We start from the raw sequence: 14,854 nt of genomic DNA, 5'->3' as shown, positions 1-14,854 counted from the left end.
CGCTTCAACTATTCCATCTACACATAACAGGGAGTCAACCATGCGTCGCCGACAATTCATTCTTTCGAGCAGTGCCGCATTTGCCGCTGGTGGTCTCGCGCTGGCGGGCTGCACCACGACTCCGCCTTCTTCCGACACGGGTGCATCTGAAGATGCGGGCAAGCGTCAAACTATCAACGCCGGGGTCGATTCGACGTTGTCTCGCCTGTATGACACCGTGCACGGCTCGCGCGAACTCGTAGGGAAAGCACAGGGCGTGCTGGTGTTCCCCTCGGTGATCGCGGCCGGCTTCTGGGTGGGCGGCCAGTATGGGCAAGGCGCGCTGCGTCAGGCAGGCCGGACCTCGGGCTATTACAGCATTGCTGCAGGATCGTTCGGTCTGCAGATTGGTGCACAGTCCAAGGCTATCGTGTTCCTGTTCATGACGCAGGACGCGCTCAACACATTCCGCCAGAGACAAGGCTGGGCGGCGGGCGGTGATGCGACGGTGGCCGTGCTGAAGGTGGGTGCGAACGGCAACCTCGATACTTCGACCGCAACGAGCCCCGTGCAGGCGTTCGTGATGACCAACGAGGGGTTGATGGCCGGTGTATCGCTGGAAGGCTCGAAAATTTCGCGCCTGATGATCTGAGCCTCACGCCGAGAATCATCCAGTAGCAAGAGCAGCACGAAGCGGCAAGACGGTCGGAGAGCCGACCGTCTTGCCGCTTTTGCATGCTTAGCTCTGTTGATTACTTCGCCGCGCGCGCTGCGTCGATGATGGCGGCTGCGACTTCGGTCGGCTTCGACAGCATCGCCACGTGGCTCGCATCCACCTTCACCTCGGTCGCGCCAATCTGCTGCGCCATCGCCTCCTGCAGTTGCGGCGGGATCATGCGATCCTTCTGCGTCACCACGAACCACGACGGTTTGGCTTGCCACGCGGCTTGCGTCACCTTGTCGTCGGTGCAACCGGCGAACCACGGACCTTGCGTGGCAGCCACCAGACGCGCCTGCACCACCGGCAGGTCCTGTGCGAAGTCGTGGATGATGGCGTCGGTCGAGAGCGTCAGGTAGCCGGCGGAATCCTTTTGCAGCGAGGATGCCCATTCCGGCGCCGGTTTGCCCTTCAGGATGTCGTTGATCGACTGGTCTTTTTGCGGCGCGAAGGCGGCGACATAGACGAGCGCCTTGACCTTGTCGTCATTGCCGGCTTGCGTGATGACGGCGCCCGCCCACGAATGGCCCACCAGGATCACGGGGCCGTTCTGCTGCTCGATCACGCGGCGCGTGGCGGCGACGTCGCCATCCAGCGAATTGAGCGGATTTTGCACCGCCACGACGTGCAGGCCTTTCGCTTCCAGCAGCGGAATCACCTTGTTCCAGCTGGAGCCATCGGCGAACGCGCCGTGCACCAATACGACATTCTTACCTTTGAGGTCATCGGACGAAGCGGCGGCGCGGGCAGGCGTCAGCGCGCTGATCGAGAGCAGGCTGCCGAACATGACTGCGGCGGTCAGACACTTTTTGAGCAGGGTGTTCATAATATGGGTCCTCGTTGGGAAGTGGTCAGAGCGGTGTGAAGAATGCGCCGATCCGGCGGATCGCTGTATCGGTCAAATGACCGAGGGCCGGATCACGCTGCGTTCGCAGAGAACTCAAACAGGTCGACATCTATGGCAGACGTTTCAACCCTCCGTGCGCTCGACGCTGTCAAGGCGCTGGCGTTCATCGGCGACCTCAGCATGGGCCAGCCCACGGATCATTCGCTGCGCACCAGCTGGCTCGCCGCGCGGCTGGCGGCCGAAGCCGGTCACGACGACGCGCAATGCTGCGTCGTGCAGGAAGTGTCGCTATTGCGCTGGTCGGGTTGCACGGCGAATGCGGCAGGCTTTTCCGAGTGGCTGGGGGACGATGTCGGCGCGCGCGAAGCGATGCTCGCCATGCGCCCAGGCTGGAGCGGCGAGGGCGCAGCCGAGGGACGCGTCGAAGCGGCCATCCAGCCGCTCGCACAGATTCATTGCGAGGTGTCCGGGGAAATCGCCCGTATGCTCGGGCTCGAAGACATGACGCAAATGGCCTTGCGGCACATCTTCGAAGCGTGGGACGGCGGCGGCTTTCCGGAGCGGCTCGATGGCGCGCGGGTGCCGCAAGCTGTATTTCTGGTCGCGCTCGCGAGCGACTTGGAGATTCTCAGCCGTGTCTACGGGGTGGACGGCGCACAAAAGCTGATCGCTCAGAAGGCGGGACGCCAATACCCGGACGCGCTCGCGCGCATTGCCTGTGCGCAGGCCGGCGGGTGGCTCGTCGAACTCGACCAGCAAACCGCGGCGGGCCGCGATGCGCCGCTGGACGCGTTGCCGATGCAGCAGTCCACGGCGCCCGAGATCGTCGCCGATGTGATCGATCTGAAGCTTCCATGGATGGCGGGTTATTCGCGGCGTGTCGCCGAGGTCGCGGCAGGCTGCGGCACGCGCCTCGGGTTCGACGCAGAAGTCCGACAACGCACTTATCTGGCCGGTTTGATCCACGGCATGGGGCGCATGGCGGTATCGAACGCAATCTGGAACACACCCGGGCGCCTGTCGCCCGCCGCGTGGGAAAAAGTGCGGCTCGTGCCGTATTGGACCGCGCGCGCCGGCAAGCAGATCGGGGCGCTCGCACGGGAAACCGAGATCGCCTCGCAGGCCTACGAGCGGCTCGACGGCTCGGGTTATTTCCGCGGCGCAGCCGGCGCGGCTATCGGGCAGGAAGCCCGCGTGCTGGCTGCGGTGGCGTGCTGGGTGGCGTTACGCTCGGCGCGTCCGTGGCGCGCGGCGCTATCTGCTGACGAGGCGGCCGCCGTGCTCGGCGACGAAGTGAGGACGGGACGCTTCGACGCCGACTCAGTGGACGCGCTGCTGTCCTTCGAGAAAGACGGTTTCGAATCCACGGCCGATCGCGCCCGGCCCGCGGCCCGCGCCGCGTTGCTCTCGCCGCGCGAAGCCGAAGTGCTGCGGCACATCAGCCTCGGCGCCAGCAACAAGGAAGTGGCGCGCGCCCTGCAGATGAGCCCCAGCACGGTACGTACGCACGTGGAGAGCGTCTTCCGCAAGCTCGAATGCTCGACCCGGGCTGCCGCCACCTTGAAAGCGTCGACGCTCGGGTTGATCTGAGTTCAGGCTGGCGTTACTTCTTCGCTTCGGGGTAGTCCGCGCCGACCGTCGTCGCTTCCCACGCGTCGAAATCCTTGCGTAGCGCATCGAGCTTCTTGCGGGCCAGCACGAGCGCTGCCCTGCCGAGCAGCAGACGCAGCGGCGGCGTATCGGAGAGCGCGGCGTCGATGATTGCCTGGGCGGCGCGCACCGGATCGCCCGCCTGGTTGCCGCTACGTTCCGCGGTCTGCTTGCGGCGTTCGCCGGCGGTGGCTGCGTAATCGTCGATCTGCGTGGCGGACGCCTTGATCGACGGCCCCGCCCAGTTGGTGCGGAACGGTCCCGGTTCGACGATCAGCACGTCGATACCGAGCGGCTTCACTTCCGCCGCCAGCGATTCCGAAATGCCTTCCACCGCGTACTTGGTGCCGTGGTAGTAGCCGGTGGCCGCAAAGCTGGTCAGTCCGCCAATCGACGACACGTTGACGATCAGGCCGCTGCGTTGCTCGCGCATCAACGGCAGCACGGCTTTGGTCATGTCGACGAGGCCGAACACATTGGCCTCGAACATCTCACGCACGGCCGCGTCCTCACCTTCCTCGATGGCCGCCAGATAGCCGTAGCCGGCGTTATTCACCAGTACGTCGACGCGTCCGAAACGTTCTTTGGCCTGGGCCACGGCTGCGTCGATCTGGGCGCGTTGGGTGACATCGAGCGGCAAAACGAGCGCCCGCTCGGCGTGGCCTGCGGCGATGTCCGCGACTTTCGATGCATCCCGCGCCGTGACCACCGCACGCCAGCCACGCGCCAGCACCAGTTTCGCCAGTTCGCGGCCGAAGCCCGTTGAACAGCCCGTGATCAGCCAGACGGGGTTGTCTCGATTCATCATTTGGGAAACTCCTGTTCGTTGTGCAAAGCACAGGAAGTGGACGCGCCGCACGGCGGCAAGCGCAAGAACGGAACTTGCGCGGTTCGAATGCCGGGGGACAGGTTAGCGAGATCATTGTCGCTGATCTGACAATTTCACGTGAACGCGGTGCCGCGCGGGGAATGGCGGCGAGGATAGAGAACGTCAGGCAGACAGAAGCTGCAATCAGGTGAGCGCCAGCAGGATCGACGATGATACGACGATGATGAAGAGGCACGTAGCAGTCAGAATGTCATACGGGTAGGTCATTTGGGATAACCCTCGACGTGATGAATCGATGGACTTGATGATAGAACGAAGCAGCGGCGCCGTTTGTCAACGATTGCAAAGTCGAGGCATTGTGTGGCATTTTCAGGCGTAGGGGCGTAAGGATGAAGGCGGCCGGGAGCGTATCGAACTACGCTGTCTGGTCCTGCATGAATAAGGAGTCCGTCCGATGAACACAGTGCTGTTTGAGCAAGGCTCGCCGGTGATCGATTTCTGGTTCGACTTCGGCAGCAACTATAGCTATCTGAGCGTGATGCGCATCGAGGCGCAGGCCGCGCTGCATCACGTGCAGGTGCGCTGGCAGCCGTTTCTGCTCGGACCGGTGTTTCACGCATTGGGCTACGACACTTCGCCATTCGTGTTGCAGAAGGAAAAGGGCGAATACGTGTGGCAAGACATGGTGCGGCAGTGCAGAAAATATGGGCTGCCGTGGCGCAGGCCAGCGGTGTTTCCGCGGCGCGCGTTGCTGCCTTTGCGGGTGGCGATATTCGGGGTGGATGAGCCGTGGATCGGCGCGTTTTGCCGCGACGTGATGCGCTTGAACTTCGCCCAGGACCGCGAGATCGATTCGCCCGAGACGGTCAGTGAGGTGCTCATGCAACAGGGCTTGCCGGCGCAAAAGATCATCGCCGACGCGCTGACCGACGACAACAAACTGAAATTGCGCTATCAGACCGAACGGGCGCGGTTGAACGGCATTTTCGGTGCGCCGACGTTTTTTGTCGGCTCGGAGATGTTCTGGGGCAATGACCGTCTGGACGATGCGCTCGCGTGCGCAGCAGGGCGGCCGCTTACTGGTAACTGAGTACCCCGCGCGCTATTCCGCATTCGCGGCTTGCGTCCTGGATTCGATCACACCGCGACGGGCGTCGCCCACTGGCGATCCCTCCTGACAGCACGTTGGCAGGAGCCCCTCCCTAGAATGAGCCTCAACGTCACGTTCGAGCCTTTCCCTTGAAGGGGTTGCGGAGATTGAGCCATGAAGAAGACTTATCAGGGCAGTTGCCATTGCGGCAAAGTGCGTTTCGAGGCGGACATCGATGTGAATGTCGGTCGTCGTCCGTGCAATTGCTGGATCTGCGCGAGGCAGCTCGCGTGGAAGACTTGGGTCAAGCCGGAGGATTTTCGCTTGCTGGCAGGCGATGCGGAACTGGGCGACTATCAGGCCGGCGTGGGCAAGGGGCACCAGCTGTTCTGCCGGAATTGCGGGGCCGCCAGTTTCGGGCGCGGCTTCGTGGATGCAACGGGCACGGAATACGTGTCGATTAGCAGGACGTCGCGCGGCTCGCTAACGGCGGGGTGTGTCTGAAAGGCGAGCCGGCCAGCGTCAACTGTCGCCTTGCTGGCAGAAGCGGCGGCCTGGAATATGCGAGACCACGGCCTGGGCGATCTCGAGCGGCGTGCTCTCGGCGGGCACCACGCGGCGGCATGAATCGGGCGTGTGCTTCATGGTCCATTCGACCAGCCGGTAGGAGCGTCCCCATGGCGGCTGCAAGGGGTCCGAGACCGTGCAGGATTGAATCTGGCGCACCCAATCGTGGCCAGGCATGGCCCGCAGATGTTCGAATACCGTATCTTCAACCATGATGTGTGATTTCCCTCGCAGGAATGCGCTGCATCTCGCGATGCGCCGGCAGCACCCCCAGGATAAAAAAACGCCGCCGGTACTCAGGCGGCTCAACAGGGGATGTTGAGTGCCATAGTTGCAGGGGAAAATTAAGCCAGCCTTAAGACCGCCCGTTAAAGACACGATTGTGCGTGGCCCTGCGTGCTGTTTGCGCGGTTTGGCGCGCGAGCGCGGTGTCGTCCTCAAGACCGCGTAAAAATAGCCGTTATTAAAGCGGTTGGGGCTGCCGACCCCGCTTCGCCTTCGGGCTGTCTCGCCATAACGTGACCCATCTCGCCCAATCGCCTCTTTCCGACCGCCTGCGTGCGCTCGTCGATACGGTGCAGCATAACGAGCGCACGCTGCGCCGCTTCCAGGACGTGGAGTTGCGTCTGATCGGCGCGCAGGACCTTGCTTCGTTTCTCGACACGCTGTTTGTCCACTTGCCGCAGGAATTCGCGCTCGCGAGCGTGAGCGTGTGGCTCGACGACCGCGCGCCCATGCTGCGCGATCTGCTCGAATCTGCCGCATTGCGCGCGCTCAACCAGCGTCAACTGAAGACCGGGCGCGAAGGCGGACTGGCGGCATCGAGGCTATGCGAGACCGGCCGGCCCTGGCTTGGCCGCGTCGGCGAGATGGACGAGGTGTCACGTCTGACCTTCTTCGACAAGACCGCGGCGCCGGCCAGCGCGATCGTGTTACCTCTGGCCGCGGGCGGCAACGTGTCGGGCTACCTCTACCTGGGTAGCCAGGATCCGGCGCGCTTCGCCATCGGCATGGCGACCGATATTCTCGAACGCTTTGCCAGTATCGTCACGGCCAGTCTCGACAACGTCGCTCACCGCGAGCGTCTCAAGCAGGTCGGCATGACCGACTCGCTCACCGGTCTCGCCAATCGCCGCTATTTCGATGAGCGGCTGCGCGAGGAGATCCAGCGTGCCGCGCGTTATTCGGTGCCGGTGGCGTGTCTTTTTATCGATGTCGATTGCTTCAAGCGGATCAATGATACCTACGGTCACCTAACCGGCGACCGCGCGCTTGCGGCCGTTGCCGGTTGCGTCCGGCAGCAGGTGCGGCTCGGCGACACGCTCGCGCGCTACGGCGGCGAAGAATTTGCCGCGCTGCTGCAGGGGGACCGGTCCGACGCGCTCATTGCCGCCGAGCGTGTGCGGCATGCCGTCGAACGGCTGGATCTGCAGGACGACCACGGTGAGCGGATCGCCTTGACGGTGTCGATTGGCGTGGCGGCACGCACGATCGTGGGCGGTGCGAAAGAGGCGGCCGCGCTGGGGCAGTCGCTGATCGAGGCCGCGGATCGCGCGATGTATCAGGCGAAGCACAACGGGCGCAATCGGGTCGAGGTGATGAGCGATTGAGCGCGGGACGCAGCGGGTCGCCGCAGCGGCGCTCCGCTACACCAGGACGGCGTGATCGCTGACCTCGACGGAGTTTCTGCCGCTGCGTTTCGCACGGTACAGCGCTTCATCCGCATCCTTTAGCAGGCGCTCGATGGTCGCATCGCCGCTGACCGAGCAGGCGATGCCAATACTGCAGGTGTAAGCGGGCAAAGAGGGATTGTCGTTGCGGGCGATTTTCAACCGCAAGGCGTCTGCCAGTTCGAATACGTCTTCGGGCCGTGCGCCGATCACGAGCGCGGTGAACTCTTCGCCGCCCCAGCGGGAAAAATGATGATGCCGTGTCAGTATCCCGGCCGCGCGCATTGAAAAGTCGATGAGGATCTCGTCGCCTTTCACGTGGCCGTAAGTGTCGTTGATCGCCTTGAAGTGGTCGAGATCGATCAGCAGCAGCGACAGCAGTCCACCCGTGCGCATCATCTTGTCCCGCTCCTGGCCGTGCGCGTTCAGAAACGCGCGCCGATTCAGCAGTCCGGTCAGCGGATCGGCGAGGGATTGCTGTTCGAGCTGTACGCGCAGCCGGTTCATCGCGACGAGCATGAAGCCGACCGTGGTCAGCAGGGACATGAGGGCGCCGGTGGCCAGATAAACGGTCTGGACGAAATCGCTAGCGAAGATTCCGCGCTCCGCGAATCCCGCGTCGATCGACGTCACCACACGGACCACGGTCACCATGGCGAGGATCAGAAACATCGCGCCCACGAATACCGCGCTGGGGTCATGCCGCCCGTAGCGCAGCATGACGAAGGCCTGACGCCCGTACATCAGCGCGAGGATGGCGTTGATCCAAAGCGACCGGCCGCCGGCGGACGGATGCGCCCAGGTCATCCAGCTCTCGCCGATTGCACCCATGACGAGCACGAGGATCACGAATCGTCCCGAAGGCGGCCGGCCGAAGAAGCGCTGACTGCCGATCAGCCAAAGCCCGGTGCTCAGAATCAGGCCGCAATTTCCGCCCATGATGGAAAGCCAGTCGGGAATCCCGCCACGCAGCGCGAGCAGGATTGCTGCCATGGAGATAATCAGCGCACCGCTCGCCCAGTTGCGCACGCCACGGATATTCGTGGGAAAACTCCGTCCCAGCGAAAACATGACTAACGCCGTCAGTCCAGGCATGACTGACGACATCAACAGCATGGTGCGTAGATCGAAAGCGGGCATACGGTCGTGAGCGAAAGCCGGTGGCTAGCCTGAACGCGCCTGATTACCGGCGCCTATGTCCTTTCCCCGAGGCTTATGCTGGTTCGAATTGTCGAGCCAAGAATATACATGAATTGAATTAAACCGCTGGTATCGATGATAAAGAGCGGATTCATTGCCTGAAGTCGCCAAGTGTATTCTGCTTTGCGCGACGCAAATATACTCGGCTCTATATCGGGCAGACGCGCGAGGCGCGGTCCCGGGCATCGTACGAAACGCCAGGAGGAATCAATCCATGTCGGACCCGATCCATCAATCATCCGATTTTCGGCGCCAGCGTGCAGTCGGCGTTGCGGGTATCGCAGCAGCCGCGCTTGTTGCGTCGGTACTCTGGTTCGGCATTGATTCCCTGATGTCGCCACTGCCAGGTATGGAGAGCCTCGGCGCACGGATGCTGCTGACGCTCAAATGTTGCTGCATGGCCGTGCTGTTCTGCCTCGTGACAGGCATCGAAGCGGTGGCGCACGAGCGACTCACCTCGCCCGCGTTCGATCCGCTGGCAGGCTTCGAGACGCGCAGGTTGCGCGTCAATCAAAGGTATCTGCAGAACACGCTCGAGCAGATCATCGTGTTTGCTGCATCGCTGTTCGGCCTGGCCGCCTATTCGCCGGACGGCTCTGCTATGCGCGCGGTCGTCGCCACGACGATAGTCTGGATCGTCGCACGGGTCGCATTCTGGCTCGGCTATCACCGCAGCGTGGCGCTGCGCGGACTCGGCGCGCCAGGCATGGCGCTCAGCATGATCGTGCTGCTCTATGTGGCAGGCCGCTTTGGACGTGAGATCGCCGGGACGGTGGGCTCGATCGTGCCGGCGGCAGTTTTTGTCGCGATCGAAGTCGTGTTGTTCTGGCAGACGCGCCCAATGAAAGGTGTTGGATCAATAACGCCGAAACGGTAGAGGCGCGTTGCAGACGGTTAATGCCTGGCGCGTGAAATCTGTCGGATAGCCGACAAGTGGATCTAGCTGCGAGGAGCCTGTAAGCATCGGCTCAGCGTCGACGCTTGGTTGAGTGAAAAGAACAATTGAATTGCCCCGAGCCGGGATGTTTTCGCATCGAAACTCGTCCAGAATCCAATCCATCCCCGCACACGACCGACTGTCTGCCTGGGGCGCGCAGCAAGCGCTACGTGAAGCTGTTTTTAATCCTTCGAACAGCTTGAGATGTTTTATAAAGGAATGCCAATTAATAAAAGTAGAAAGCTGTCTTGACCGTGCAGGTAGCGCGGTGATCAATAGCCGGGAGCCTGACTCGCGGCGTTCTTCCATGACCAGTTTTCAACGGGTGCCGACAAACCGCGTTCTCACGTAATCGAAAGCATCGATCGTGTGGCGCACCGACGGAGAATCTAGATGAGTCTGATCGATCAAGCAGTCATTTCAAGTCAAGCAAGCGCAAAGCACCACGATCCATCGCTAGCGGGCAAACCCGCTCCGAAGGTTGCAATCATCACGTGCATGGATCCGCGTATGAACCAGCTGCTGGAACGTTTCGATATCAAGCCCGCCGACGCGGACCTGATCCGGAACGTTGGAACAGTCGTGACCGAAGATGTGGTCCGGTCGCTCATGTTTTCGATTCACGTCCTGGGCGTGAAGGAAGTCATGATTGTTGGCCACACGGGATGCGGATCGGAGATGTTCACCGACGAGAGCTTCGAAAAGCATCTGCATGAACGCACGGGCGTGTTGGCAGTGACGCCCGCGAAGTTCCACTTCTACACGGATGTCAACGAGGCAACGAGGAAGCAGATGATGAAGCTTCGTTCTCATCCGTGGGTACCGGCCGATATCGTCATTCGCGGCTTCGTTCTGAATCTCGGAACGGGAGAGCTGACGGAAGTCGTCACCAAGTAAGTGGATTCCAGAGGTGCGCCGCGCCGCGCACCTCTGCCTCACGCATCGGGCGGAACGCCGAGCAACTGCAATGCGCCGCCCGTCACCGCGCCGAATACTGGCCCGGCTACGGTGCCGCCGTAATACGCCCGGCCACTCGGGTCGTCGATCATGACGGCGACGATCAGGCGCGGATCGCTCATCGGCGCCATGCCGACAAACAACGCGCGATAGCGGTTCTTCGCATAGGACGTGCCGATCTGTTTGCGCGCCGTCCCGGTCTTGCCGCCCACGCGGTAGCCTGCAATAGCCGCAGCCTGTCCTGTACCGCCTGGTCTCGTGGCCATTTCCAGCATCGCGCGTAGCGCGCGTGCGGTGGCCGGCGTCGTCACTGTGCGCTGCGTGCCGGCGGCAAGCGGCGCATCGGTTTCGCTGGACGCTTGCACATTACCCTGACGATCCGCCTCGCTGGTCACCAGCAGCCGCACCGGCTGCAAGGTTCCGTCACCGGCATAGGCCGTGTACATCTGCGCGAGCTGCAGTAGCGACGCCGAAAGCCCATAGCCATACGCCATCGTGGCCTGTTCGATCGGCCGCCAGCGTTTGAACGGCCGCACCTTGCCCGCCGCCGCACCCGGAAAGGTCAGCTCCGGTCGGCGTCCGAGTCCATATTCCTGATACTTGTTCCAGATCGTCTCGGCGGGCAGGTTCAGCGCGAGTTTGGCGAGCGCGATATTGCTCGACTTCTCGACGGCTTCGGCAACCGTCATGACGCCATGATTCGAGGTGTCGTGAATCACCGCCGGTCCGATCCGGTACCAACCCGGCGAGGTGTCGACTCGCGTTTGCGGGCCGACCAGGCCGCGGTCCATGGACAACGCGACGACCAGCGGCTTGATCGTCGAGCCGGGCTCGAACGTATCGACCACGGCGCGGTTACGCAATTGCCCGCCGCTCAGGCGCGTGCGGTCGTTCGGATCGAAGCTCGGGTAGTTGGCGAGCGCGAGAATCTCGCCGTTGCGCGCATCCAGCACCACCACGCTGCCGGCTTCCGCGCTATGTTTCGCAATGGCGGCCTTCAATTGAGCATAGGCGAGTTGCTGGATGCGACGGTCGATGGTCAGGCGGATCGTCGCGCCGTTATGGGCCGGCACGAGCGGGCGCGTGTCGGACACCGCGCGGCCCAAACGGTCGCGGATCACTTCGCGCCGGCCGGCCTCGCCGATGAGCTGCGGATTGGCGGCGAGTTCGACGCCTTCCTGCCCCTGGTCCTCGATATCCGTAAAGCCCACCACGTGCGCGGCCGACTCGCCTTCCGGATAAAAACGCTTCGAATCGCCGATCCGCGTGATGCCCGCGAGCCCCAGTTTGTCGACGCGGCTTGCGGTGTCCGCATCCACCTGGCGCTTGAGCAGCACGAACGACCTGTTGCCGGCCAGACGCCGGCGCAACTCCACGAGCGGCACCTCGAGCAACGTGGCGAGCGGCCCGACGCTGGCGGCATCGAGCAGCTTCGGCGTGGCCCAGATTTCGTACGTGGCGAGGCTGACTGCGAGCATCGACCCGTTGCGGTCGACGATCCGGCCGCGCGTGGCGTCGAGTTCGATAGTGCGCTGATAGCGCTTTTGCCCCTGCACGACATAGAAATCCTGATTGACCACCTGCACCCAGAAGGCGCGCGCCAACAGCGTGGCAAATGCCGTGAACACCAGCAGGATCACGAATTTCGAACGCCACTTGGGCAGCCGCGACGCGAGTACCGCGTTTTTGACGACCGGTACGTACGGTTCATGCGGCTGCGATTTTTTCTTCTGGATCATGGATACGGTCGGGTACGGTCGGATTCAGGCAACGGACGCGAGGCGGCGGACGCGAACCCGAGCCGGGAAAGCGGCATCAGCATATGTACCGCGAAGGCGTGATTGTAATGAGAACGTAATCTGTATGCGAGATCCATGCAAGGAAATCGTGCGCGGGGATGAGGTTGCGCGCCTCGTCAACGCTGAGTGCCTGCAAGGGAGGGCGGGAGAGCGATCCGGCAGGCCGGGGCAAAGAAAAAGCCGCACGGATTGAAAATCTGTGCGGCTGGTTCGTTCGATTAATGCGTCTTCTCCGACGCGGCGTGTTTAGGGGCGCCCGACTACGAATCGCTTCGCCAGGAAGCGTCTCGCGGGCGCCTTCTTTTTGGAGGTCGCGGCTTCAAACGAGGCGTTCAGGCCGGCAGCGCGAAACTCGAAATGGCCTCGCGCAGCGCGCCGACCTGATCCTTCAGCGAATGCGCGGCGGCGGCGGCCTGCTCGACGAGCGCGGCATTCTGCTGCGTGACCTGATCCATCTCTCCGACGGCACGATTGACCTGTTCGATGCCGGCACTCTGTTCACGCGAGGCGTGGCTGATTTCTTCCAGAATCTCGTTCACACGACGCACCGACTGCACGATCTCGCCCATGGTCGAACCGGCGTTGGCCACTAACGACGCACCGGCTTCGACGGTATGCGTCGAGGTTTCGATCAGCGCCTTGATTTCCTTGGCGGCGGTCGCCGAACGTTGCGCGAGGCTACGCACTTCCGCGGCGACGACAGCGAAGCCGCGGCCCTGTTCGCCGGCGCGGGCGGCTTCGACGGCTGCATTGAGCGCGAGGATGTTGGTCTGAAAGGCGATGCCGTCGATCACGCCGATGATGTCGCCGATCTGGCGCGAGCTCTGGGTGATTTCGCCCATGGTGCGGACCACGTCGTCGACCACACGGCTGCCGCGCGTGGCGACGTCGGCGGCCTGGCCGGCGAGTTGCGCGGCCTGGGTGGCGCTGTCGGCGTTCTGTTTTACGTTGACGGTCATCTGATCCATGCTCGACGCGGTCTGAACGAGGGCGGCCGCCTGTTGTTCGGTGCGTTGCGAGAGATCGGTGTTGCCGGCGGCGATTTCGGTCGCGCCCACGTTGATGTTGTCAGTACCGCTACGCACGCGCGACACGGTATCGACGAGGCCGGCCTGCATCGTATGAAGGGCGTGCAGCAGGCTGCCGGTATCGTGCTGGTTGACCGGCACGCTGACGGCGAGGTTGCCGCTTGCCATGCGTTGCGCGGCGACGACGGCCACTTCGAGGTCGCCGCCCAGGCTGCGGCGCACGCTGCGCAACACGAAAATCATGACGACGGTGGCGATGCCGCCGAGCAGGGCGGTGCCGGCGAGCCACAGCAGCAGATTGGAGTAGAACGCTTGCTGCACGTCGTCCATGTACATGCCGCTGACGACGTACCAGTCCCACGGAGCGAAGCGCAGCGAGAAGCTGGTTTTGGCGACTGGCTGATCGTGGCCCGGTTTGGCCCACAGATATTCGACGAAGCCGCCGCCGTCGTGGTTACCGGCGTTGACGATGTTGACGTACAGATGATTGCCGGCCGGATCGGCGAACTGCGCGACGTTCTTGCCGTCGAGTTCGGGCTTGATGGGGTGCATCAGGACGACGGGCTGCGAGTCGTTCACGGAGACGTAGCCGTCTTTGCCGTAGCGCAGGGCGGAGAGTGCGGCGAGGGCCTGTTTCTGGGCGTCGGGTTCGCTGACGGTATGTTGCTGGGAAAGCGTGTAGTAATGGTTAATGATGCTGACGGCTTCCTGGACGACGGCCGTGAGTTGATCGCGGCGCTCGGCGATCATGGACGCGCGGTTTTGCCACGCGCCGAAGCCGCCGATCAGGATCAGACCGATCCATAACACGACGATCATCGACCCGAGTTTTCTGTTCAAGGTCATGGTGTGCATTTGCGCGGGTTTCATCTCGGTTGGGGTTGGGGTCGATCGAGGTTTTGCTTTTCTTGCTGTCTTTGCTTTTCGCTTTTTTGCCTGGCAGGCTTGGACAACGTTTGCCTATGCTGTTTAACGGCTACGGCAGCCGGGGATGTAGTAAGGGCGAACCCTAGGTTTTCGTTCTTGGTTTTGTCTGATTTATTGGGGTTTTTTTGTGGTTTCTTGTAGTGTTGCTGGGCTGTTTTTGCCTGCGGCGGTTTTGGTGGTTTTCTTATGGTGTTGGCCTTTCCTTGTTTTGTTTTGGGTCTATTAGGTTCGCCCCTGTGCGGGGCGGCACCTACTTTCTTTGCCGCCGCAAAGAAAGCAACTGTATTGAAGGTCAAGTGCCAGAGGCTCAGTGGATCATGATTTCGGCGGAGTCCAGGGTGTAGAGTCGCGCATCATGGCGTTGAGCCGGGTGAGCAGCTTGCGCATGCCAGCGACGAAGGCGACCTTGGTTTTTTTGCCTTTGTTGCGCAGCCGGTCACAAAACGCCTTGATGTCGGGGTTGGCCTTCTGGGCTGCGACGCAGGCCATATAAAGGGCGCGTCGCACGATGTGACGCCCGCCTCTGATATGGCGCTGTCCCTGCTGTTTGCCGCTATCGACGTTGAACGGCGCGAGGCCCACGAGCGAGGCGATTTCCTTGCCGCTGAGCCTGCCCAGCTCAGGCAGAAAGGCGATCAGGGTAGCCGCCGCTCCCC

At 62.5% G+C, this 14,854-nt stretch carries 15 protein-coding genes; 7 read left to right on the top strand and 8 right to left on the bottom strand.

Annotated features, from left to right (window positions below):
- Positions 1–40 precede the first annotated feature (40 nt).
- Positions 41–631, top strand: coding sequence for a BPSL1445 family SYLF domain-containing lipoprotein (locus P3T43_RS28900; RefSeq protein ID WP_429284419.1), 591 nt, complete (start codon positions 41–43; stop codon positions 629–631).
- 100 nt (positions 632–731) lie between these two features.
- Here the strand turns inward: P3T43_RS28900 and P3T43_RS28895 are convergent, their stop codons facing one another.
- The gene (locus P3T43_RS28895) at positions 732–1,523 is read right to left on the bottom strand and encodes an alpha/beta fold hydrolase (protein WP_429284418.1); all 792 of its coding nucleotides are present in this window, start codon (positions 1,521–1,523) and stop codon (positions 732–734) included.
- Positions 1,524–1,655: 132 nt separating this feature from the next.
- On the opposite strand from P3T43_RS28895, the gene P3T43_RS28890 reads away from it, so the two are divergent.
- Positions 1,656–3,134, top strand: a complete 1,479-nt coding sequence (locus P3T43_RS28890; RefSeq protein WP_429284417.1) for an HD domain-containing phosphohydrolase — start codon at positions 1,656–1,658, stop codon at positions 3,132–3,134.
- Positions 3,135–3,147: 13 nt separating this feature from the next.
- On the opposite strand, the gene P3T43_RS28885 is transcribed toward P3T43_RS28890, so the two are convergent.
- Positions 3,148–4,002 carry an oxidoreductase gene (locus P3T43_RS28885; RefSeq protein WP_429284416.1) on the bottom strand — a complete coding sequence of 285 codons (855 nt, stop codon included), beginning with the start codon at positions 4,000–4,002 and terminating at the stop codon, positions 3,148–3,150.
- A gap of 475 nt (positions 4,003–4,477) precedes the next feature.
- Here P3T43_RS28885 and P3T43_RS28880 point away from each other — a divergent pair, with 475 nt between their 5' ends.
- Both P3T43_RS28880 and P3T43_RS28875 read left to right on the top strand, forming a co-directional pair.
- Positions 4,478–5,113 (top strand): 2-hydroxychromene-2-carboxylate isomerase, encoded by a 636-nt coding sequence (locus P3T43_RS28880; protein WP_429284415.1) that lies wholly within the window; start codon positions 4,478–4,480, stop codon positions 5,111–5,113.
- 174 nt (positions 5,114–5,287) lie between these two features.
- Complete coding sequence (locus tag P3T43_RS28875; protein WP_429284414.1) at positions 5,288–5,617, top strand: GFA family protein; 330 nt, start codon at positions 5,288–5,290, stop codon at positions 5,615–5,617.
- An 18-nt stretch (positions 5,618–5,635) separates the two neighbouring features.
- Here P3T43_RS28875 and P3T43_RS28870 read toward each other — a convergent pair whose 3' ends face one another.
- Complete coding sequence (locus P3T43_RS28870) at positions 5,636–5,893, bottom strand: DUF2866 domain-containing protein (RefSeq protein WP_429284413.1); 258 nt, start codon at positions 5,891–5,893, stop codon at positions 5,636–5,638.
- 305 nt (positions 5,894–6,198) lie between these two features.
- On the opposite strand from P3T43_RS28870, the gene P3T43_RS28865 reads away from it, so the two are divergent.
- A complete protein-coding gene (locus P3T43_RS28865; RefSeq protein ID WP_429284412.1) occupies positions 6,199–7,290 on the top strand; it encodes a diguanylate cyclase in 1,092 nt (363 codons plus the stop codon).
- A 36-nt stretch (positions 7,291–7,326) separates the two neighbouring features.
- Here P3T43_RS28865 and P3T43_RS28860 read toward each other — a convergent pair whose 3' ends face one another.
- The gene (locus P3T43_RS28860; protein ID WP_429284411.1) at positions 7,327–8,490 is read right to left on the bottom strand and encodes a GGDEF domain-containing protein; all 1,164 of its coding nucleotides are present in this window, start codon (positions 8,488–8,490) and stop codon (positions 7,327–7,329) included.
- A 274-nt stretch (positions 8,491–8,764) separates the two neighbouring features.
- Here P3T43_RS28860 and P3T43_RS28855 point away from each other — a divergent pair, with 274 nt between their 5' ends.
- Both P3T43_RS28855 and P3T43_RS28850 read left to right on the top strand, forming a co-directional pair.
- Positions 8,765–9,427 (top strand): MAPEG family protein, encoded by a 663-nt coding sequence (locus tag P3T43_RS28855; protein ID WP_429284410.1) that lies wholly within the window; start codon positions 8,765–8,767, stop codon positions 9,425–9,427.
- Positions 9,428–9,880: 453 nt separating this feature from the next.
- Positions 9,881–10,384, top strand: coding sequence for a beta-class carbonic anhydrase (locus tag P3T43_RS28850; RefSeq protein ID WP_429284409.1), 504 nt, complete (start codon positions 9,881–9,883; stop codon positions 10,382–10,384).
- Positions 10,385–10,422: 38 nt separating this feature from the next.
- Here the strand turns inward: P3T43_RS28850 and P3T43_RS28845 are convergent, their stop codons facing one another.
- The 4 genes from P3T43_RS28845 to P3T43_RS28830 form a co-directional block, all read right to left on the bottom strand.
- Entirely contained in the window at positions 10,423–12,183 is a 1,761-nt protein-coding gene (locus P3T43_RS28845) for a peptidoglycan D,D-transpeptidase FtsI family protein (RefSeq protein WP_429284408.1), read from the bottom strand.
- Between the two features lie 392 nt (positions 12,184–12,575).
- A complete protein-coding gene (locus tag P3T43_RS28840) occupies positions 12,576–14,117 on the bottom strand; it encodes a methyl-accepting chemotaxis protein (RefSeq protein ID WP_429284407.1) in 1,542 nt (513 codons plus the stop codon).
- Between the two features lie 20 nt (positions 14,118–14,137).
- Complete coding sequence (locus P3T43_RS28835; RefSeq protein ID WP_429284406.1) at positions 14,138–14,494, bottom strand: hypothetical protein; 357 nt, start codon at positions 14,492–14,494, stop codon at positions 14,138–14,140.
- Positions 14,495–14,513: 19 nt separating this feature from the next.
- Positions 14,514–14,854 (bottom strand): transposase (locus P3T43_RS28830; protein WP_429284405.1); only part of this gene is annotated, 341 nt, incomplete at its 5' end.

Origin of the sequence: Paraburkholderia sp. GAS41 (assembly GCF_050436545.1) — a bacterium.
Classification (GTDB): Bacteria; Pseudomonadota; Gammaproteobacteria; order Burkholderiales; family Burkholderiaceae; genus Paraburkholderia.
Note: the sequence above shows the minus strand (reverse complement) of the source record. Positions and strands in the feature narration are given on the sequence as shown.

Excerpts from the sequence above, each read along its gene's own strand:
- P3T43_RS28900 (WP_429284419.1), top strand. The coding sequence starts at position 41 with ATGCGTCGCCGACAATTCATTCTTTCGAGCAGTGCCGCATTTGCCGCT.
- P3T43_RS28895 (WP_429284418.1), bottom strand. The coding sequence starts at position 1,523 with ATGAACACCCTGCTCAAAAAGTGTCTGACCGCCGCAGTCATGTTCGGC.
- P3T43_RS28890 (WP_429284417.1), top strand. The coding sequence starts at position 1,656 with ATGGCAGACGTTTCAACCCTCCGTGCGCTCGACGCTGTCAAGGCGCTG.
- P3T43_RS28885 (WP_429284416.1), bottom strand. The coding sequence starts at position 4,002 with ATGATGAATCGAGACAACCCCGTCTGGCTGATCACGGGCTGTTCAACG.
- P3T43_RS28880 (WP_429284415.1), top strand. The coding sequence starts at position 4,478 with ATGAACACAGTGCTGTTTGAGCAAGGCTCGCCGGTGATCGATTTCTGG.
- P3T43_RS28875 (WP_429284414.1), top strand. The coding sequence starts at position 5,288 with ATGAAGAAGACTTATCAGGGCAGTTGCCATTGCGGCAAAGTGCGTTTC.
- P3T43_RS28870 (WP_429284413.1), bottom strand. The coding sequence starts at position 5,893 with ATGGTTGAAGATACGGTATTCGAACATCTGCGGGCCATGCCTGGCCAC.
- P3T43_RS28860 (WP_429284411.1), bottom strand. The coding sequence starts at position 8,490 with ATGCCCGCTTTCGATCTACGCACCATGCTGTTGATGTCGTCAGTCATG.
- P3T43_RS28855 (WP_429284410.1), top strand. The coding sequence starts at position 8,765 with ATGTCGGACCCGATCCATCAATCATCCGATTTTCGGCGCCAGCGTGCA.
- P3T43_RS28850 (WP_429284409.1), top strand. The coding sequence starts at position 9,881 with ATGAGTCTGATCGATCAAGCAGTCATTTCAAGTCAAGCAAGCGCAAAG.
- P3T43_RS28845 (WP_429284408.1), bottom strand. The coding sequence starts at position 12,183 with ATGATCCAGAAGAAAAAATCGCAGCCGCATGAACCGTACGTACCGGTC.
- P3T43_RS28840 (WP_429284407.1), bottom strand. The coding sequence starts at position 14,117 with ATGACCTTGAACAGAAAACTCGGGTCGATGATCGTCGTGTTATGGATC.